Genomic DNA, 18185 nt, shown 5'->3' with positions numbered 1-18185 from the left:
ATCTCGAGGAGTTACAAACGATGACCGACCTGAGCAAGATCACCTGCATTGAAGACCTGCGCGTGCTGGCCAAGCGCCGCGTGCCGCGCATGTTCTACGACTACGCCGACAGCGGCAGCTGGACCGAGAGCACCTACCGCGCCAACCAGAGCGACTTCCAGAGCATCCTGTTCAAGCAGCGCGTCGCCATCAACATGGAAGGCCGCAGCACCGCCACCACCATGATCGGCGAGCCGGTGACGATGCCCGTGGCGCTGGCACCCACCGGCCTGACCGGCATGCAGCACGCCGACGGCGAGATTGCCGCCGCCCGCGCGGCCCGCCAGTTCGGCGTGCCCTTCACCCTCTCGACCATGAGCATCTGCTCCATCGAGGACGTGGCCGAGCACGCGGGCAAAGGCTTCTGGTTCCAGCTCTACGTGATGCGCGACCGCGACTTCATCGAGCGCCTGATCGACCGCGCCAAGGCCGCCGGCTGCGGCGCGCTGGTCATCACGCTGGATCTGCAGATCCTGGGACAGCGGCACAAGGACATCAAGAACGGCCTCTCCACCCCGCCCAAACCGACCATCGCCAACCTCATCAACCTGGCCACCAAGCCGCGTTGGGTAGCCGGCATGCTGGCCACGCCGCGCCGCAAGTTCGGCAACATCCACGGCCACGTGAAAGGCGTTACCGACATGAGCAACCTCGGCGCCTGGACGGCCGACCAGTTCGACCCGCGCCTGAACTGGGGCGACGTGGAATGGATCAAGCGGCGCTGGGGCGGCAAGATCATCATCAAGGGCATCATGGAGCCGGAGGACGCGCGCCTGGCCGTGGACAGCGGCGCCGATGCGCTCATCGTCAGCAACCACGGCGGCCGCCAGCTCGACGGCGCGCCGTCGGCCATCGCCGCCCTGCCGGCCATCGTCGATGCCGTGGGCAAGCAGATCGAAGTGCACATGGACAGCGGCATCCGCAGCGGCCAGGACGTGCTCAAGGCCTGGGCGCTGGGCGCACGCGGCACCTACATCGGCCGCGCCTTTCTGTGGGGTCTGGGCGCCGCGGGCGAAGCCGGCGTGACCAAGGCGCTGCAGATCATCCACAAGGAACTCGACACCACCATGGCCTTCTGCGGGCATACGCAGATCGGGAATGTGGACAAGGGGATTTTTCGGGCGGGGACGTATCCGGTGGGGTGACGCTGCCCAACCACTCATCACAGCCGATCGCCCTCAGCAACGACTGAGGCTATTTATCAACTTGGGAAGTTACATGAACCGGATTTTTTTTATCGCGCTCTCAGCGATCATCTTGACAGGCTGCTCCAGCTACCCATCGTTCCGGGATAAAAATCGATCGAATATTATTCAAATCGAAAGAGGCATGACTCGCCCACAAGTCATGCAGATTATGGGAACCAATTCTGTCAGCGGAATTGATGGCACCATTACCAACCCTTATAAAGAGAACTTATTCGTGATCACAATGGAATAGAGTACGAGGTTTTCTATTACTACACTGAAAAAGTTGGAAATAAGAGCCGGGAACAAGGAATGACCCCTGTCATCCTGAGAGACGGCAGAGTAGTCGGCATTGGCTGGCGATATCTTGGGTCGCCAGAATCTCATTCCAAAGAAGGTGAAACAACCATATCCATACCAAGAGTCAGCGGAAACCCGAGAAAACAACCAACCATCGTACCGAATGCCTACGGCCCTGGAGTCCACATGAATCAATATGGACAAGCAGTCACCTTAACGCCGGAAAGCGGTGGAGTTCAGGGAGAACATCTCGAAATTAACCCGAATGCCTACGGACCTGGTATTCACATGGACCAATATGGCCGCCCTGTAAGAGAGAAAAGATGGCCCTAATTCCAATATCCACTGGGAAATTGGGGTCAGATTAACATTTCCATGTCCATCGACCGGCATCCACTCGAGGGGAAATTGAGGTCGGATGCACGACTGTCCGGCAATATTCTCAAATAGAGGGAAAATCGGGGTCAGAGAATAATCTTTGAACGGCGGACAGGAGCGTCTTCATCCCCCAGCTTGCCCAAGGGTAAATCGGGGTCAGAGAACAATTTTTGAACGGCGGACAGGAGCATCTTCAACCCCCGGCTTGCCCAAGGGCCTACAAGCCCTGACTAGCCTAGCCATCGCGCCATCCCAGTCGTCTTTTTCTGGGTAGCACCTTGCCACCCTCCCCACCACGGACAAATCATTCATGCTTATTCGCCAACCCGCCCTTGCAGCACTGGCCCTTCTTGCCAGCCTGGCGGTACACGCCCATGTGCCCTTCCTCAAGCCCAGCCAGTTCAACATCGAGAACCCCCGGCTGCAGGTGGAATCGGCGTTCACGGAGTTTCCGTTCCAGGCCGATTTCGCGATGGATTCGCCCAACTTCTCGATCACCCAGCCCGATGGCACCGTCACGCCACTGAAGGCAAGCGCCCGCACCAAGGCCGCCGTGTACCTGGAGCCGGTAATCGGCGCGGCCGGCACCTACCGGGTGAGCACTGGCGTGCGCGTCGGCCCCAGGTACAAAGCGGTGGAGACGGCCGCCGGCAAGCTCTATTTCGCAGGCGACATGCAGCGCGTGAGCGGCGCGCCCACGTCCATGCAGTACTACAGCAGCGCCGATGTGTACCTGGCCAAGGGCGAACCCGCCTACGCGCCTCGCCCGAGCGAGCGCGGGGTCGAGATCATTCCCCTGTCGTCACCCAACCGCCTGGCCGTGGGCGCGCCCTTGCAACTGAAGGTGCTGCAAGACGGCAAGCCCGCCGCGCAGGCCCGCGTCGTGGTGGCGTATGACAACGAGCACTACAAGAAGCACCGCGTCGAGGACTTGTACGACGTGGAGAACGTGCGCACCAGCAGCCTGCGGACGAACGACGGCGGCCAGTTCTCCGTCACGCCGACGCAGGGCGGGCTGATGTACCTCTTCGTGACCCTGCACAGAAAGGTGCAGCCCGATCTGTGGGAGAGCCACAACGCCGGGCTGACGCTGGAGGTTGCGCCACCCGCGCCATGACGCGCTAGACCCAGCGCCGCACCCGCGCCGCGTAGCGGGCGTAGGCTTCGCCGAAGCGCTGGCGCAGCACGCGTTCCTCGGGCTTGATCTGCAGGGTGTCGAGCAGCACCACGAACAGCGGCAGGCCCAGCAGCGCGGCGGCGTTGCCCAGCCAGACGGCCCAGCCGACCAGCACCAGCCCCATGCCCAGGTACATGGGGTTGCGCGTGATGCGATAGATGCCGCCGGTGACCAGGGCGCTGGCCTTGTGGGGCGACAAAGGGTTGACGGTGGTGCGGGCGCGGTGGAACTGCCAGGCGCCGGCCAGCGCGATCAGGCCGCCGGCCAGCGCGATGCCGAGCGCGGCGCCCAGGCCGAAGGGCCAGGCGCCCTGCGGCCACAGCTGCGCGACGGGAAAGGCGCGGGCCAGCGCCCACATGAGCACGCCGATGGCCAGGTCGATGACCGGGGGCGGGATCTTGTGCTCGTACCAGCGGGACATGGCGGGGGATGGGTGCGGGTCAGCTCAGATGCTTCTGCATTGATAGCTGCTGGCGCTTGCTGGACAAGCGCTGGCGGTCTTTTTCATGCTGATTGGCGACCCGTTCCAGACTCCTTCCCCCGCTGGGGGAAGGCCGGGATGGGGGCCTGGCTCGTTCGCCCGACAGGCTGTGGGGTGTGCATACGGGGCTGGCCCCCGCCCCTGCCCTCCCCCAGAGGGGGAGGGAGCGAAATCAAAGTGCCACGCTCCCACAGGACACGGCACGCGCCTACTTGCGCATCAGCACCTTGAGCGCGTTCTGCAGGCGGCGCGCGGTGGCGTCGTCGTGGGCGGTGGCCAGCACCTTGCCGGCGTCCTGCGCCCAGGTTTCGGCGGGGGCGGGGTCGTTGCGGCGCGTGAGCAGTTGCAGTTGCAGCGCACGGCGGGCGTCGAGGTGCTCGGCGGGGGTGGGCACTTCGGCGGCCATTTCCAGGCGCAGCAGGGGCTCGGCGGCGCTGCCTTGCGGGGCGGACTGCAGGGCCTGAGCCCAGGCGCTGCGGGTGCCGCCAGTGACGCCGCGGCCCAGCTCCTGCGCGCTGGGCAACTGATCCGGCTGGCGCTGCTGCCAGGCACTGAGCAGTTGGGTGACGGTTTCGCCGTGCGCCTGCGCGGCCAGTTTCTTGAGCTGGGCCTGCGCGGCTTCGACGGCGTCGCGCTGGGCGCGGAAGGCGGCGTCGCCCAGGCGCGGGCCGCGGTCTTCGCGCGGCGGGCGGCCTTCGAAGCGGCCACCGCCGTCGCGGCGGTCACCGCGATCACCGAAGCGGCCGCCACGGTCGCCACCGGGGCCACCGCGGGCGTCGCGGCCACCGGGGCGGCCATCGCGGCGGTCGCCGAACTTGCCGCCACGGCCGGCGGGCGCGGCCTCGGCACGCCTGGCGCCAGGGCGGTCGTCGCCGCGCATGGCGATGAGGGGCTTGGCGGGCTTGGGCGCGGGGGCCGGTGCGGCGGCTTCGGGTGCGGCGCCCTCGCCTTCGGCCGGCGGCGCATCGGCAGCCGCTTCCGCAGGCGCAGGCGCTTCACTTTCAGAAGCTGCCGGCGCCCCATCGGCGGGCGCTGCAGCCACTTTTTCTTCAGAAGCGGCTGCAGGGGCTGCAGCCAGCTGGCCGCGCGTGGCGGCTTCGAGCTGGGCCATGGCGGCACGAATCTTCTGCGCATCGCCGCTGGCGTTGGCGGCTTCCAGCGCCTTGGCGGCCTCAAGCACGGCGCGGTCGTGCGCGCTCATGGCGGCCTGCTGGCGCTCGCGCTCGGCGCCCTTGCGGTTGAAGGCCTCGTCGATGGGCTTGCGGAAGGCGTCCCACAGGCGCTGCTCGTGCTTGCGGTCCAGCGGCACGGCCTGCGCCTCGGCCTGCCAGCGCTGCTGCAGGGCCTTGACGGCGTCGATGCGCAGTTGCGGCGCGGCGCCCAGCTGCTCGGCCTCGGCGATCAGGGCCTGGCGGCGCGCGGTGCTTTGCTTTTGCGCGGCTTCCAGCGGCTGCGCGGCGGCATGGATGGCGGCCTTCCACTGCGGCTGCAGTTCGGCGAACTGCTTTTCAGACAGGTGGCCGGCGTTGCGCCAGCGGTCGCTGAACTGGTGGATCTGGCGGTTGAAGGCTTTCCAGTCGGCGCCCTCGCCGGCGCTGGCATGGGCTTCGCCCCAGGCCTTGACCTCTTCGATCAGCGCGCTGCGCTGGGCCTTGTGCTCGGCGGCTTCGGCGCGCACCTTGGTGAGCCACTCGTCCACGAACTTGTGGGCGGCGTTGCAGGCGCGGTCGAAGCGCTTCCACAGCGCGTGGTTGGGCGCGCCGCCCTGGTCGGCGGTTTTCCACTCGTCGCGCAGCTTGCGGATGGCGTCCTGCAGCTTGCGGCCGCCCATGGCGGGCACCAGCTCGTAGCCTTCTTCCAGCGCGGCGGTTTCAGTGCCTTTTTGGCCTTCAGCGCCCGCCTGGTCTGCGCTGGCAGCTTCGGTTTCAGGAGCAGCCGGTGCTTCGGCGGCATCGACGGCCGCAGTCTCTGCGGGCTGGGACGGCTCGACCGCGGCCTCGGTACCGGCGGGCGCAGCGTCGGTCGATGGGGCATCGTTCTGGCCCTCAACGCCGGCCGGCTCTGCGCGGGCAGCTTCGGTTTCAGGAGCAACGGGCGCAACTTCAACCGCCTCGGCAGGTTCCGCCGCTTCGGCCTGGCGCGGCGCCGCGGCGCCCTTGATCTTGCGCTTGACCAGCAGCGCCTCGGCCTTGGCGACGAGTTGCTCGCGCAGCTTGTCGGCGCTCCAGCGCTGCCAGCCTTCCAGCTCGCCGGCGCTGACCAGCGCGGCGTGCACGCGCGCCTCCAGCGCGTCGTCGATCAGGCGGCCGTGGGTCTTGAGCGAGGCGCGCAGCGCGTTGGTGGCGCTGTGCATGTTCTTGGTGTGGCCGGCGGTGACGGCCTGCTCCAGCAGCATCACGCCGGCTTCGACGGCCTTCTGCGCGGCGGCGCGCTGCTCGGGGTCGACCTTGGGCTTGGCCGGCTTGTCGGCCGCCGGGGCGGCGGCGGGGGCTTCGCCACGGGCGGCGCGGATCTCGTCGGCCCACACGGGCACGGGCGGCAGCGGCGCGGCAGCGTCGGCGGCGGCGGCCACGGTTTGCGCCAGCGCGGCGCCGAAGGCGTCCCACACGGCCGTGAGCTGGCTTTGCGCGGCTTCGAGCTGCGGCGGGTAGCGCACGTCCACGCTCAGCCACTGCGGGTCGGCCAGCAGCAGGCGGGCCTGGGCGCGCCATTGCTCGACATCGGCCTGCAGGCCCGGCTGCTGCGCCTGCGCGTCCTGCCAGGGCTTGGTGGACAGCAGCTCGATGCGCTGCGCCAGCAGGGCGGCGGCCTCGCGCTGCACCATCACGCGCTGCTGCACGTCTTCCACCTTCTTGATGCGGTCGACCAGCTCGGCGCGCAGGCTGGACAGCGGCTCGCGCGACAGCGGCGCGCCGGCCTTGGCAGCGTCGCGCTGCCAAGCCAGGGCGTCGGCGATGTTCAGACGCGCGGCCTGCAGCAGCGCCAGCGCCTTGCTCTCCCATTCGGCGGCCACGGCCTCCTGGCCCTTGGCGCGGCGCAGTTCGTCGAGCTTTTCGCGCAGCGCCCTGGCGGCGCCCTTGTCCTTGGACGAGAGTTCCTTGAACACCTCCTGCATCTGCTCGGGCGCCGGCTCGGTGGCCAGCCACTCGCGCACGCGCTGGGCGCGCTCGCCCGAGGTGGCGGCCGAGAACACGCCGCCCGTGAGGGCATCGAGCGGGTGCGCCTCAGGCGCCTTGGGGGCGGCGGCCTCGGGCTCGGGCTGCTGGTCTTTGTTGTCGCGGGAGAAAGGGAACATGCTGTGGATTGGAAAACGTCGGTGCAGGCACCATGCCCGCGGGAACTGTGTATTTTCGCCTCTAAATGGGCGCGGGGCTGGCGGCGCGCGCCCTGAGCGGCTTTCGGGTGCGGCGCGCTCAGCGCGTGGCCAGGGTCAGCTCGGCCCGCGGCGACCAGGCCTTGGCCGCGCCCGCCGCATCGCTGGCGGCACTGGCCGGGGCGCTGGCCGCCGTGGCAGCGGTCGTGGCACCGGCGCGCGGCGCACCCAGAAACAGGCGCTCGGCCGGCAGTTGCTTGCTGGCCAGATAGTCCTTCACGGCCGCGCCGCGCTGCACCGCCAGCTGGCGCATGGCGTCTTCGCTGACCTCGATGTGCGACAGCAGCAGCGCCTCCATCTCGGGCACCGGCACGTCCTTGAGCAGGCCGATGGCATTGCGCGGCTTGCCGGGCAGATCGGCACGGCGGTAGAGCTGGCGCAGCAGCACGGGGTATTCGGCATCGGTCACCGCGGCTGCGGCGGATTGAGTGCCAAACTGGCCCGCAGCGCCCGCCCCATCTGCGCCAGAAGCTTCCTTATTGATAGCATTTTCAGCCGGCGACGCGGCGCTGGCCGGCGCGGCGGGCGTGGGTGCACCGGCCCGCTTTTCCGCCGCCACCATGGCCTTCAGGCGTTCGCGCCGGTAGCCTTCGCGCTCCTGCGCCAGGCTGGCGGTGCCCACCACCGTGAGCTTGAGCTGCGGCCGGTCGGTCAGCGCCTTGGCGATCTGGTCGAGTTGCTCGCGCGCCTTGGGCTGCAGTTGCGCGCTGCCGGGGGCGAAGGCCACGTTGGCCATGTCCTCGCCGCCCGCGCCGCCCAGCGCGCGCGCCAGCAGCGTGAACGGTGCGGTGATGGCGCGGCCGATCAGGTTGACCACGGCCTTGAAGATGATCGGGCCGATGGAGAACTGCGGATCGTTCAGCGAGCCGCTGATGGGCAGGTCGAGGTCGATCACGCCCTTGCTGTCGGCCAGCAGCGCGGTGGCCAGCTTCACGGGCAGGCTGGCGGGCGCGCCCTGCACCGGCTCGCCGAAGGTGAGCTGGTTGAGCACCAGCTTGTTGCTGGCCGTGAGGCGGCCATCCGGCTCGACCTTGTAAGCCACGTCCATGCTGAGCTTGCCGCGCTCGATGCCGTGGCCGGCGTACTTGACCGAATAGGGCGACAGCGGCGGCAGCTCCAGGTCGGTCACCTGGCCGTGGATGTCCAGCGCCAGCGGCTTGGCCAGGGGGTTGAGCTTGCCCGTCACCTGCAGTGCGGCGCTGCCCTCGGCGCGGCCGGTGAGGTTCAGGTCGGCCATCTGCGGCGCGCCCGCCGGGGCGACGGAGCTGAAGGCGCTCAAGGCCCCGTTCAGCTCGGTCAGGTCGGCCGAATAGTTGGGGCGGATGAAGCGGTCGGAGAACAGCACGCGGCCGCTGGCCATGCGGATGGGGCCGAAGCGAATGACCGGCGCCATCGGGTCGACCTGCTGCACCGATGGGGCTGCAGCGGCCGCCGGTGGCGCGCCGGCAGCTACTGAATCGGTAGCTTCGCCACTGTTCTCGCCGGCCGCGGGCATGCCGGATGGCGCGGGCCGCACAGCCACGGACGTGGCCGGTGCGGCGATGTCGGCAGCGCCGTCCTTCGACTTCACCACGTCCTGCAGATTGATGCGGCCGTTGGGGTGGATGATGAGGCGCGCGTAGAAATCCGACAGCAGCGTGTCCTTGACCTCCACCTGCGGCGGCTTGCCGGGCTCCAGCTGCACGTCCAGCCCGGCCAGCCTGAGCTGCTTCCAGCTCAGCAGCTCCTCGCCCAGGCCGCCGCCGCGCCCCACGGCGGTCGATGGCGCCAGCGCGGCCTGCGAGGTGCCGGCCTTCGCTGCCGGCGGCGCCTTGGCGGCATCGGCCGGCACCTGCGCATCCGGCGCGGCCGCCGTGCCCGGCCGGCTGTGGGTGCGCAGCTCTTCCACACTGGCATCGCCGCTCACACGCAGGCGCGGCCCCTGCGTGAGGTGCGCGAAGTTCACGTTGCCCTTGAAGCTGGTGTCGGCGCGCAGGATGTCGACGTTCAGCGCATCGCCGAAGTACGGCTCGAAGCTGTGCAGCGGCAGGCGCTGCGCATCGACCGCGCCCTGCGCCGTCAGCGGCGTCAGGCCCACTTGGCCGCGCCACGACAGGCGGCCCGGCTCGGCCCGGCCGCCGCCCGGCCCGCCGGCCAGGCGGGCGCTCAGGTTGACGGGGATGGGCGACTTGCCGTTCAGGTCGACTTGCTTGGCGTCGATCTGCAACTGCGTCAGCTCGGCCTCCACCGTGCCGGGCACGGCGGCATCGCGCCAGCCCACGGTGCCGCCGGCCAGCGCCAGTTCGTTCACCAGCACTTTCCACGGGAAGTCGGTGGCCGGGCCGCCGCGCGGTTTCGGCTTGGCCGGCTCAGCCGGCTGGGCGCCAGCGGGCTGGCGCAGCCAGGCTTGGTACATCAGGGCCTGGTCCGCGCCGCGCTCCACCGTCACGCGCGGCGCCTGCACGCCCAGCTTGCCCACGGTGACGGCGCGCGTGCGCAGATCGACCAGCACCTGGCTCAGGTCGACCTGGGCGATGCTGGCCAGCGGGCCGCTTCGGTCAACGCCCCGCGCGGCGCCGATCGCTTGGCTTGGGCGGGTGCCGCGCTGGCGGCGGGGGTCGGGGCTTCGGCCAGCATCAGCTGGCGCAGCGTCAGCTGCTCGGCGGCGATCTTCAGCTCGGGCGGCAGGTCGCGCGCCTGCGGCGGCGCCCATTGCAGGCCCACGTGGGCGTCCAGCTCGCCCGTCAGGCGCGGCACCAGGTGCGGCGCCAGGTAAGGCGCGGCCAGCCCCAGCGGCAGGTGGGCGATGCGGGCGTTGACCTCGGCACCGCGCTCGGCCGCCGTGCCCTGGAATTCGATGGAGGGCACGGAACCGCGCGCGGCCGAACCGCTGAAAGTGAGCGGCTGCGCGAACGGCAGGCCGATGGTGGTGGCCGCCAGCTCGAATTCGTTCAGGCGCACCGCGGCGGCCGGCACACCGTCGGCGGCCGTGGTGTCGTCGGTGAAGTCCAGCGTGCCGCCGTGTACGGCCAGCTTGTCGATGGCCACCTGCCACGCAGGCGCCGCGGCGGCGGCTGCACCGGCACCGGCACCGCTGGCGCGCGATGCGGGCGGCTGCGACGATTCAGAGTCAAATCGGGCTTCAGCGCTTGCTGCACCTGCGCCGACAGCTCCTGATTCAGGAGCATTGGCGCCGCCCGGCGTGACCAGCAGGTTGAACTGTCCGTCCGCCTGGCGCCGCAGCGCCAGGTGCGGGCCGTTCAGCTCGACCGCCGCCAGGTGCACCTTGCGTTCCAGCGGGCGCACTTCACCCAGCTGCACTTTCAGCGCATCGAAGGCCAGCGCATCGGCGCCCTGCCCGTCCACCGATTTCAGGCCGCTCACCGTCAGCGTGCCGCCCACGCGCAGCGACGGCTGGGGCGTCTGCTCGAAGCCCAGGCGCAGGTCCGCGTCCACCGTGGCGGCCTGCAGCTTGATGGGCAGGCCGGGCGGGATGTAGCCCAGGTAGGGCTGCAGATCGAGCCCGCTCAGGCGGAAGGCGGCGTCGGCGTGGCGCGAGGCGTCGAACGGCAGCGCCTCGGCGCGCGAGTCGAAGGCGCTGCCGTTGGCCACGAAGGCCAGTTGCGGCTGCACCTTGATCTGGCGCTGCGACGGCAGGTTGCTGATGAAAGGCAGCGCCAGGCGCAGGTCGCGCACCTCGTGCTGGGGCCCGACCGCGCGGTCGTCGAAATCGATGCGCCCGCCGCTCAGGTCGATGTTGTAGAGCGCGAAGCGCGCCGGCTCGCCCGGCTCGGCGGGCTGGGGGCGCGCGGCCAGCCGGGCCAGGATGTCGTCGATGTCGTAGCGGCCGTCGCCCAGGTGCGTCAGGCGCACGGCGGGCGCCTCGATCTGGAGGGCGTCGATCACCGGCGCCAGGCGGAAGATGGATTGCAGCTCGGCATCGGCATACACGCGCTTGACGCTGAACTGGTCGGGCGCGCCATCGGCACCGGCCACCGCCACGTCGTTCAGCGTCAGCTCCAGCGTCCAGGGCTTGAAATCGACGGCTCCGATGCGCACCGCGCGCCCAAGCTGCGCGCTGGCGATCTTCTCGCCCTGCCACTTCAGCAGCGGCGGCAGCCCCAGCCAGCCCAGCGCCCAGAGCCCGAGCAGGCCCGCGCCGGCGTACAGACCGCGCCGCACCCAGCGGTTGGCAGGCAGCCGGCGCCTGGGCCGAGGTGGCGGCACGGCGGGGTCGGATTCGGAAATGGCTGGACTGGAAGACTGCGGCTGGCCGGACATGACGGACGGGATTGTCGCTTCTGCCCATCAACGCGGCCGCCGCGGCGGCGACGACAAGGCAACGAATCGCAAGCGACACCCGCTGCTGCAGCCAGAAACGAGAAAGCCCGGCGTTTCGGCCTGCAGCCTGCCCGCCGGGCTTTCAGGCAGCGTGACAAAAGCGTCGTGGTCTGCCTGGGTCCGCATCGGAAAGCTTGCTGTTTCCGGCTGCGGCGAAGGCAAAGGATTGCCTTCAAGGTGGGGCTGATGGGTTTCCATGTCGCTGTATCGACTACAGCGGACCGGCTCCTGTCAGCCAATGCCCGAGTACCTCGGACGCCTTCACTGTAGGCCAGCATGGCACCGTGAACCAGTGATGAATTTCAATCCGCCGTCTCCCATCATTGCCGCGCTCAATCAGCGCGGCAGTGCGGGTCGGTGTCACTGTCAGCGCCCTGCGTCCGCGCTCCGAAGGCGGGAGCAGCAACGCTTTGCAAGCGGTTTCTTATACGGAAAATAGAATCTAACCTCCATTTTTTAGTATTGACCCGGCATTTAGGCAACTCCTAGAATCGCCTGTTCCCGACAAAATTAGTGGGAAACCCTGAGAGAGATTCGTTGCCGACCCCGGCAAACCGCACTGCCACGACAGACAACACAGGAGACAGGCGCCAGCTGTCACAGGCGCCCGCAGCGCGGCGATGAACCCAGGATGCAGGATCACGGTCGCCAGGCCGCAGGCATCGCCCCCCAAGGGCAGATGGACCTGAGATGGCCAGCACCGCCCTTGCGTCCCGACAAGGAGAGCTATGACATTGTCAGCATCTGTGGCCGCCGTGGGGCGCGGCTTCAAGACCTTCGCCGGTGACGTGGCCGAAGGATTTTTCGAGATCACGCACAACGGCCTGGCCCTGGTGGGCATCGTGGTGGTGGTGCTGGCGGCCCTGCTCGGCGCACGGCCTGATCTGCGCCATCAGGGCGAGCAGCAGCTGACCGAATGGCTGACGGCGCGCAAGATCGCCGCCATGGGCATCACCCCCGAACTGGGCGCCATCGAGCGCGCCACCGCCGCCAACCCCCGCGACCTGCCGCGCGAGCAGGCCAACGTGGCCCTGTGGATCAGCAAGAAGTACCGCGTGGCGCCCGAGCCCGTGGCCGCGCTGGTGGCCGAGGCCTACGAGGTCGGCCGCGACACCAAGCTCGACCCGACGCTGATCCTGGCCGTGATGGCCATCGAATCCAGCTTCAACCCGTTCGCGCAGAGCCCGGTGGGCGCGCAGGGGCTGATGCAGGTGATGACGCAGATCCACTCCGACAAGTACCAGCACTTCGGCGGCCTGTACGCGGCCTTCGACCCCAAGAGCAACCTGCGCGTGGGCGTGAAGATCCTGCAGGAATACATCGGCCGCACCGGTTCGGTCGAAGGCGGCCTGAAGTGGTACGTGGGCGCCGCCAACCTGCCGTCGGACGGCGGCTACGCCAGCAAGGTGCTGGCCGAACACGCGCGCCTGTCGCAGGTCGCCAAGGGCAAGGCGATTCCGCTGAACGACAACACCCCCGCCCTGCGCGCGGCCACCACGCCGGAACCCGCCGCGCCCGCCAGCCCGGCGCCGATCAAGGTCGCCGCTCTGTCCTGACGCGGCTTGGCGCGTCCTGCTCCAGGCGCGCCCGCTTTCCATCCCATCCCCCAGCGGCGCCGCATGGGCGTCGGCTAAACTCCCTGCCGTGCGCGACTGGCGATAGGTGCCGTGCTTTCAGAGGCGGTGCTGACGTGGACATGCGGCGGACTGCCGCCCACCACCACGGGGAAGCGCACCGCCCTTGCGCGTGTGGCGCTCGCGGCGTGTTCCGCCGTTCGCCTGGGCAGCCCTTGCACCGCCGAGGGAGGACCTTTTCGAAGGACTGCCGTGTTCAACCGTTCCACGCACACCATCGCCAACACCGACGCCGACGTCTGGGCCGCCATCCAGGCCGAGCACCAGCGCCAGGAAGACCACATCGAGCTGATCGCCAGCGAGAACTACGCCTCGCCCGCCGTGCTGGCCGCCGCCGGCACGCAGCTGACCAACAAGTACGCCGAGGGCTACCCCGCCCGCCGCTATTACGGCGGCTGCGAGCACGTCGACGTGGTCGAGCAGCTGGCCATCGACCGCGTGAAGGAGTTGTTCGGCGCCGAGGCCGCCAACGTGCAGCCGCACTGCGGCGCCAGCGCCAACATCGCGGCCTTCATGGCCTTCCTGAAGCCCGGCGACACCATCATGGGCATGAGCCTGGCCGAAGGCGGCCACCTGACGCACGGCATGCCGCTGAACATGTCGGGCAAGTGGTTCAACGTGGTCAGCTACGGGCTGAACGCGCAGGAAGCCATCGACTACGAGGCGATGGAGCAGAAAGCGCACGAAACCAGGCCCAAGCTCATCATCGCCGGCGCCTCGGCCTATTCACTCGAGATCGACTTCGCCCGCTTTGCCAAGGTGGCCAAGGACGTGGGCGCCATCTTCATGGTCGACATGGCGCACTACGCGGGCCTGATCGCCGGCGGCGTCTACCCCAACCCCGTGCCGCACGCCGACGTGGTGACCAGCACCACGCACAAGAGCCTGCGTGGCCCGCGCGCCGGCTTCATCCTGATGAAGGCCGAGCACGAGAAGGCCATCAACAGCGCTGTGTTCCCCGGCCTGCAGGGCGGCCCGCTGATGCACATCATCGCGGCCAAGGCCATCGCCTTCAAGGAGGCACTGCAGCCTGAGTTCAAGCAGTACGCGCAGCAGGTGAAGCAGAACGCCCAGGTGGTGGCCGAGACGCTGACCGAGCGCGGCCTGCGCATCGTCAGCGGCGGCACGCAAAGCCACGTGATGCTGGTCGACCTGCGGCCCAAGGGCATCACCGGCAAGGATGCCGAGGCTGTGCTGGGCAGCGCGCACATGACGATCAACAAGAACGCCATCCCCAACGACCCCGAGAAGCCCATGGTGACCAGCGGCGTGCGCATCGGCACCCCGGCCATGACCACGCGCGGCTTCAAGGAAGCCGAAGCCCGCGCCACCGCCCACCTGGTGGCCGACGTGCTGGACAACCCGCGTGACGAGGCCAACTTGGCCGCGGTGCGTGAGAAGGTGGCCAAGCTGACCAAGGCCTTCCCTGTCTACGGCTGAGTCGTCTGGCCGCTAGAGCGTGCCGGTGCGGCTGAGGCGCCCTTGGACGGGCGCCCGCCGTAGCAGACTGCCCCGCTCCTGTAATAAGAGCTGCTCGCGCTTATTTGACGGTGCCTGAGACCCGATAAGACCCTGAATCGATGCGCTGCCCTTTCTGCGCCCATACCGAGACCCAGGTGGTCGACACCCGCACGTCGGACGATGGCGACTTCGTGCGCCGGCGGCGCCAGTGCGGGCATTGCGCCAAGCGCTTCACCACCTACGAGCGGCCCGACGTCAGTTTTCCCAGCATCGTCAAGAAGGATGGCCGGCGCGTGCCTTATGCGCGGGCCAAGCTGCAAGGCTCGCTCGATCTGGCGCTGCGCAAGCGCCCCGTGAGCACCGAGCAGATCGACGCCGCCATCGAGCGCATCGAGGAAAAGCTGCTGGGCAGCGCCGCGCGAGAGGTCGCCTCCAGCCGCATCGGCGAACTGGTGATGCGCGAGCTGAAGAAGCTCGACAAGGTGGCCTACGTGCGCTTTGCCAGCGTCTACCGCAGCTTCGAGGACATCGACGAGTTCCGCGCGCTGGTGGATGAAGTGCGGCGCTGATCGCCGCTGGGCAAGACATGGCAGACGGCGGATGGCGTGGGTGGTGGCTGGCGCTGGCCGCGGCGCTGGCGCTGCACCTGGCGGCACTGTGGCTGGTGCAGCCAGCGCGCTACGGCGTGAGCGCCGCCGCACAGCCTATGACCTGGCGCGTGCAGGTGCACACGCGCACTCAGCCTGTCACGCCACCTCCAGCAATACCGGCAGCCCCGCCCGCGACGCCGCAGCCCGCCAAGCGCCCGGTGACGCCCAGACCGACCCGTGCAACCGCACGTGCGCCCGCGCCTGCGCCGGCCGTCGAAGAGATTATCCCCACCCCCCCGCCTCCGGTGGAACCGCCGCCCGTGGCGCACGCTGACCCGGCGCCGCGCGCCGACAGCGCGCGGCTGTGGCTGGACGCCAACCTGGCCGATCGGGCGCCGACGCCGATCGACAACGAATGGCGCCTGGCCGAGATGCCCTGGCCCGACGCGTATCCCACGATCGAGGTGCAGTTGTGGATCGATTCGGACGGCCGCATAGAGCGCTTCGAGCTGCAGGGCGAGGCGGCCAGCGACCCGGTGGTGCAGCAGCTGTTTGCGTCGTTCAGCGAGACGCCCATGCGCCCCGCCTACTTCCGCAGCGTGCCGGTGCCCAGCACCATGCGCATCCAGCTCTGGCAAGGCGACGGGCCGGAGCCCGACTTCGTAGCGCCGCTGGCGCCCGCCTCGCGCTGAGCGGGCGCCGAGAGCGCATCGAGAAGGCCGGCCTCAGCGCGGCAGGTTGGCCATGGCCCACTGCACGACGTGGGCCGGATTCGTCATGGCGCCGGGCTGGCGCGCCACCTCGCGCCCGCCGACGAACAGTGCCAGCGTGGGAATACTGCGGATGTTGTAGCGCGTGCCCAGCGCCTGGGCGGCCTCAGTGTTGACCTTGGCGACGCGCACACGCGGCTCCAGGTCGGCGGCGGCCTTCTCGTAGGCGGGCGCCATCATGCGGCAGGGCCCGCACCAGGGCGCCCAGAAGTCGACCAGCACCGGGATCTGGCTGCGCAGAACGTGCTTGTCGAACGCCGCCTCGTCGTCCAGCGCCACCGGGTGGCCAGTGAACAGCGGCTGCTTGCACTGGCCACAGTCGGGCGCGCTGCCCAGCTGGTCGGCCTTGACGCGGTTGGTGGTGTGGCAGTGCGGGCAGACGACGTGCAGGGGCTCGCTCATCACAAGGCTCCGGATTCAGGCGGCGGGTGCGGCGTCGGGCGCTGCGGTGTCGGGCGCGGGCTTGGCGCGTGCGGCGGCAATGGCGTCGCAGGCGGCCATTTCGGCGCGCATGGCGGCATCCAGCGGCGAGCGGCACAGGCCGGCATCACCGTAGTGCAGGTTCTCGTAAAGCGCGGTGGCGGCCGGGCTTTGCTCCAGCAGGGGCTGCCAGTCGATGTCGGTATTGGCCAGCATGGCCGACAGGCGCGCGGCCACGGTGCGGTACTGGTGGGCGTCGACGGCCTGGCGGCTGGCATCCAGCCGCTCCAGCAACTGCGCCAGGATGGCAGCGGTTCGGGTGGGGGCTTGCAATGTCTTCATGCCTTACCAATTGGGGTCCTGCTGAGTAAATGCAAGACCAGCGGCCAGCATCCGGACGTGCTTCGATTACTACATAATCGATAGCTTATTGCGCTTGATAGGCGGGCGCTAGCGGCAAAAATGGCTTGAAATTTCAGCGCGACCTCAGCGGATCGAGCAGACGCCGCAGACCGGCCTGGTCGATCTCGTGCATCAGCGCCAGCAGGCGCCCCACCTCGCCCTTGGGGAAACCCTTCTGAGCAAACCAGTTCAGATAAGCGCCCGGCAGATCGGCGATCAACTGGCCCTTGTACTTGCCGAAGGGCATGGCCAGCGTGACCAGCCGCTGTAGCTGCTCGGCGTCGTGCGGCGTCGGCGCGCCCACGTCCACCGCTTCAGCCCAGCGCCTTGCCCAGCCGCGCGATGCCTTCGCGGATCCTCGCCTCGTCCGCCGTGGCGAACGACAGGCGCAACGTGCTCACGTCCGGGTTGGCGCAATAGAACGGTGCGCCGGGCACGAAGGCCACGCCCTGCTCGATGGCCTTCTTGGCAAACGCGTTGCCGTCACTGACCTTGCCGCCCGCGCCGGTGAGCCGCGCCCACACGAACAGGCCGCCCTGCGGTTGCACGAACTCGATGGCGTCGCCCAGGTCGCTGCGCAGCGCATCGCCCATGGTCTGGGCGCGCGCGCCATACACCTGCCGCACGCGCGCCAGCGTGGCCGGCATGCGCCCGGCGGCCAGGTACTGCGCGGCCGTGGCCTGCGCGAAGGTGCTGGTGTGCGCGTCGCTGAACTGCTTGCACATCACCGCCGTGGCCAGCAGTTCGGGCGGCGCCACCATCCAGCCCACGCGCAGGCCGGGCGACAGCACCTTGCTCAAGCTGCCGCAGTGCACCAGCCAGTCGCGGCTGCCGGGCACTTCGCTCGACAGCGCCAGCAGGCTGGGCGGCGGCGGCTGGTCGAAATACAGGTCGCCATACGGATCGTCCTCGACGATCAGCGTCTGGTACTTCACCGCCAGCTCCAGCACGCGCTTGCGGCGCTCCAGGCTCAGCATCGCGCCGCTGGGGTTGCCGAAGGTGGGGATCAGATAGACGAACTTCGGCTTGTGCTGCGCGATCAGGCGCTCCAGCTCATCCACTTGCACGCCGTTGCCGTCGATCGGCGCGCTGACCAGATCAGCACCGTACAGGCGGAAGCACTGGATGGTGGCCAGGAAGGTCGGCCCTTCCACGATGGCCTTGCTGCCCGGATCGACCAGGCACTTGCCCAGCAGATCGAGTGCCTGCTGGCTGCCGGTGGTCACGATGAGTTGATCGGCCGCCACGTCCTTCGCACCCTTGGCCTGCGTGAACGCCGCCAGTTGTTCGCGCAGCGGCTGGTAGCCCTCGGTCGCACCGTACTGCAGCGCGGCGCCGGGCTCGTTGGCCAGCGCCTGGTTGGCGGCCTCGCGGATGCCGTCCACGTCGAACATCGCGCTGTCCGGAAAGCCCCCGGCAAAACTGATGATGCCGGGCTTGCCCAGCAGCTTGAACAGCTCGCGGATGGCGGAGGTTTCGACGTTTTGCAGGCGTTGGGCGAGATGGAGAGGCATGGGTGAAGAAGCGATAGCGGTTCGATCTGCAACATTGTGGCGCACATCGCCTGCTCCCCAAGGGGCCGTGCGACCGAACTTGGCCAAGAGGACCGGCCACATATTGACACAAATTTTCGACATCCGTAACATGCGCACG

General features: G+C 68.9%; 16 protein-coding genes. 8 read left to right on the top strand and 8 right to left on the bottom strand.

What is annotated here, in order from left to right; all coding sequences use genetic code 11:
• The first annotated feature begins 20 nt into the window (after window positions 1-20).
• From ACFSCU_RS15060 to ACFSCU_RS15050, 3 genes are all read left to right on the top strand, one after another.
• Window positions 21-1184, top strand: a complete 1164-nt coding sequence (locus ACFSCU_RS15060; RefSeq protein ID WP_180549446.1) for an alpha-hydroxy acid oxidase — start codon at window positions 21-23, stop codon at window positions 1182-1184.
• On the top strand, window positions 1138-1479 hold the full coding sequence (locus tag ACFSCU_RS15055; protein WP_377561062.1) for a lipoprotein: 342 nt from the start codon (window positions 1138-1140) through the stop codon (window positions 1477-1479). The genes ACFSCU_RS15060 and ACFSCU_RS15055 overlap by 47 nt, the downstream gene beginning before the upstream one ends.
• A gap of 735 nt (window positions 1480-2214) precedes the next feature.
• A complete protein-coding gene (locus ACFSCU_RS15050) occupies window positions 2215-3021 on the top strand; it encodes a DUF4198 domain-containing protein (RefSeq protein WP_257645576.1) in 807 nt (268 codons plus the stop codon).
• Window positions 3022-3025: 4 nt separating this feature from the next.
• Here the strand turns inward: ACFSCU_RS15050 and ACFSCU_RS15045 are convergent, their stop codons facing one another.
• From ACFSCU_RS15045 to ACFSCU_RS15030, 4 genes are all read right to left on the bottom strand, one after another.
• Complete coding sequence (locus tag ACFSCU_RS15045; protein ID WP_377561061.1) at window positions 3026-3502, bottom strand: methyltransferase family protein; 477 nt, start codon at window positions 3500-3502, stop codon at window positions 3026-3028.
• Window positions 3503-3770: 268 nt separating this feature from the next.
• A complete protein-coding gene (locus ACFSCU_RS15040) occupies window positions 3771-6857 on the bottom strand; it encodes a DUF349 domain-containing protein (protein ID WP_377561060.1) in 3087 nt (1028 codons plus the stop codon).
• A gap of 118 nt (window positions 6858-6975) precedes the next feature.
• A complete protein-coding gene (locus ACFSCU_RS15035; RefSeq protein ID WP_377561059.1) occupies window positions 6976-9426 on the bottom strand; it encodes a DUF748 domain-containing protein in 2451 nt (816 codons plus the stop codon).
• A 5-nt stretch (window positions 9427-9431) separates the two neighbouring features.
• Complete coding sequence (locus ACFSCU_RS15030; protein WP_377561058.1) at window positions 9432-11141, bottom strand: DUF748 domain-containing protein; 1710 nt, start codon at window positions 11139-11141, stop codon at window positions 9432-9434.
• A 19-nt stretch (window positions 11142-11160) separates the two neighbouring features.
• On the opposite strand from ACFSCU_RS15030, the gene ACFSCU_RS15025 reads away from it, so the two are divergent.
• The 5 genes from ACFSCU_RS15025 (at window position 11161) to ACFSCU_RS15005 (ending at window position 15632) form a co-directional block, all read left to right on the top strand.
• Entirely contained in the window at window positions 11161-11442 is a 282-nt protein-coding gene (locus ACFSCU_RS15025) for a hypothetical protein (protein WP_333706957.1), read from the top strand.
• A 541-nt stretch (window positions 11443-11983) separates the two neighbouring features.
• Complete coding sequence (locus ACFSCU_RS15020) at window positions 11984-12811, top strand: transglycosylase SLT domain-containing protein (RefSeq protein ID WP_377561057.1); 828 nt, start codon at window positions 11984-11986, stop codon at window positions 12809-12811.
• A 270-nt stretch (window positions 12812-13081) separates the two neighbouring features.
• Window positions 13082-14329, top strand: coding sequence for a serine hydroxymethyltransferase (gene glyA / locus ACFSCU_RS15015; RefSeq protein WP_377561056.1), 1248 nt, complete (start codon window positions 13082-13084; stop codon window positions 14327-14329).
• 140 nt (window positions 14330-14469) lie between these two features.
• Window positions 14470-14919 (top strand): transcriptional regulator NrdR, encoded by a 450-nt coding sequence (gene nrdR, locus ACFSCU_RS15010; RefSeq protein ID WP_180549449.1) that lies wholly within the window; start codon window positions 14470-14472, stop codon window positions 14917-14919.
• 17 nt (window positions 14920-14936) lie between these two features.
• Entirely contained in the window at window positions 14937-15632 is a 696-nt protein-coding gene (locus tag ACFSCU_RS15005) for a hypothetical protein (RefSeq protein WP_377561055.1), read from the top strand.
• A gap of 33 nt (window positions 15633-15665) precedes the next feature.
• Here the strand turns inward: ACFSCU_RS15005 and trxC are convergent, their stop codons facing one another.
• From trxC to ACFSCU_RS14985, 4 genes are all read right to left on the bottom strand, one after another.
• On the bottom strand, window positions 15666-16112 hold the full coding sequence (trxC, locus tag ACFSCU_RS15000) for a thioredoxin TrxC (RefSeq protein ID WP_180549451.1): 447 nt from the start codon (window positions 16110-16112) through the stop codon (window positions 15666-15668).
• Between the two features lie 15 nt (window positions 16113-16127).
• Window positions 16128-16472, bottom strand: a complete 345-nt coding sequence (locus ACFSCU_RS14995) for a hypothetical protein (RefSeq protein ID WP_180549452.1) — start codon at window positions 16470-16472, stop codon at window positions 16128-16130.
• Between the two features lie 133 nt (window positions 16473-16605).
• Window positions 16606-16836: a DUF3820 family protein gene (locus ACFSCU_RS14990; protein ID WP_308645744.1), complete on the bottom strand. Its 231-nt coding sequence runs from the start codon at window positions 16834-16836 to the stop codon at window positions 16606-16608.
• Window positions 16837-16846: 10 nt separating this feature from the next.
• Entirely contained in the window at window positions 16847-18046 is a 1200-nt protein-coding gene (locus tag ACFSCU_RS14985) for an aminotransferase-like domain-containing protein (protein ID WP_377561054.1), read from the bottom strand.
• Between the last annotated feature and the right edge of the window lie 139 nt (window positions 18047-18185).

The organism is Ottowia beijingensis, from assembly GCF_042680925.1.
Taxonomy (GTDB): Bacteria; Pseudomonadota; Gammaproteobacteria; order Burkholderiales; family Burkholderiaceae_C; genus Ottowia; species Ottowia beijingensis.
The sequence above is the reverse complement of the archived record's forward strand: the minus strand, read 5'-3'. Positions and strand labels throughout refer to the sequence as shown.

What these genes read in the sequence shown, in the direction of transcription:
- trxC (WP_180549451.1), bottom strand. Translation starts at nt 16,112, where the DNA reads ATGAGCGAGCCCCTGCACGTCGTCTGCCCGCACTGCCACACCACCAAC.
- ACFSCU_RS15040 (WP_377561060.1), bottom strand. Translation starts at nt 6,857, where the DNA reads ATGTTCCCTTTCTCCCGCGACAACAAAGACCAGCAGCCCGAGCCCGAG.
- ACFSCU_RS15020 (WP_377561057.1), top strand. Translation starts at nt 11,984, where the DNA reads ATGACATTGTCAGCATCTGTGGCCGCCGTGGGGCGCGGCTTCAAGACC.
- ACFSCU_RS15060 (WP_180549446.1), top strand. Translation starts at nt 21, where the DNA reads ATGACCGACCTGAGCAAGATCACCTGCATTGAAGACCTGCGCGTGCTG.
- ACFSCU_RS15045 (WP_377561061.1), bottom strand. Translation starts at nt 3,502, where the DNA reads ATGTCCCGCTGGTACGAGCACAAGATCCCGCCCCCGGTCATCGACCTG.
- ACFSCU_RS15005 (WP_377561055.1), top strand. Translation starts at nt 14,937, where the DNA reads ATGGCAGACGGCGGATGGCGTGGGTGGTGGCTGGCGCTGGCCGCGGCG.
- nrdR (WP_180549449.1), top strand. Translation starts at nt 14,470, where the DNA reads ATGCGCTGCCCTTTCTGCGCCCATACCGAGACCCAGGTGGTCGACACC.
- ACFSCU_RS14995 (WP_180549452.1), bottom strand. Translation starts at nt 16,472, where the DNA reads ATGAAGACATTGCAAGCCCCCACCCGAACCGCTGCCATCCTGGCGCAG.
- ACFSCU_RS15025 (WP_333706957.1), top strand. Translation starts at nt 11,161, where the DNA reads ATGGCTGGACTGGAAGACTGCGGCTGGCCGGACATGACGGACGGGATT.
- ACFSCU_RS14985 (WP_377561054.1), bottom strand. Translation starts at nt 18,046, where the DNA reads ATGCCTCTCCATCTCGCCCAACGCCTGCAAAACGTCGAAACCTCCGCC.
- ACFSCU_RS15050 (WP_257645576.1), top strand. Translation starts at nt 2,215, where the DNA reads ATGCTTATTCGCCAACCCGCCCTTGCAGCACTGGCCCTTCTTGCCAGC.
- ACFSCU_RS15055 (WP_377561062.1), top strand. Translation starts at nt 1,138, where the DNA reads ATGTGGACAAGGGGATTTTTCGGGCGGGGACGTATCCGGTGGGGTGAC.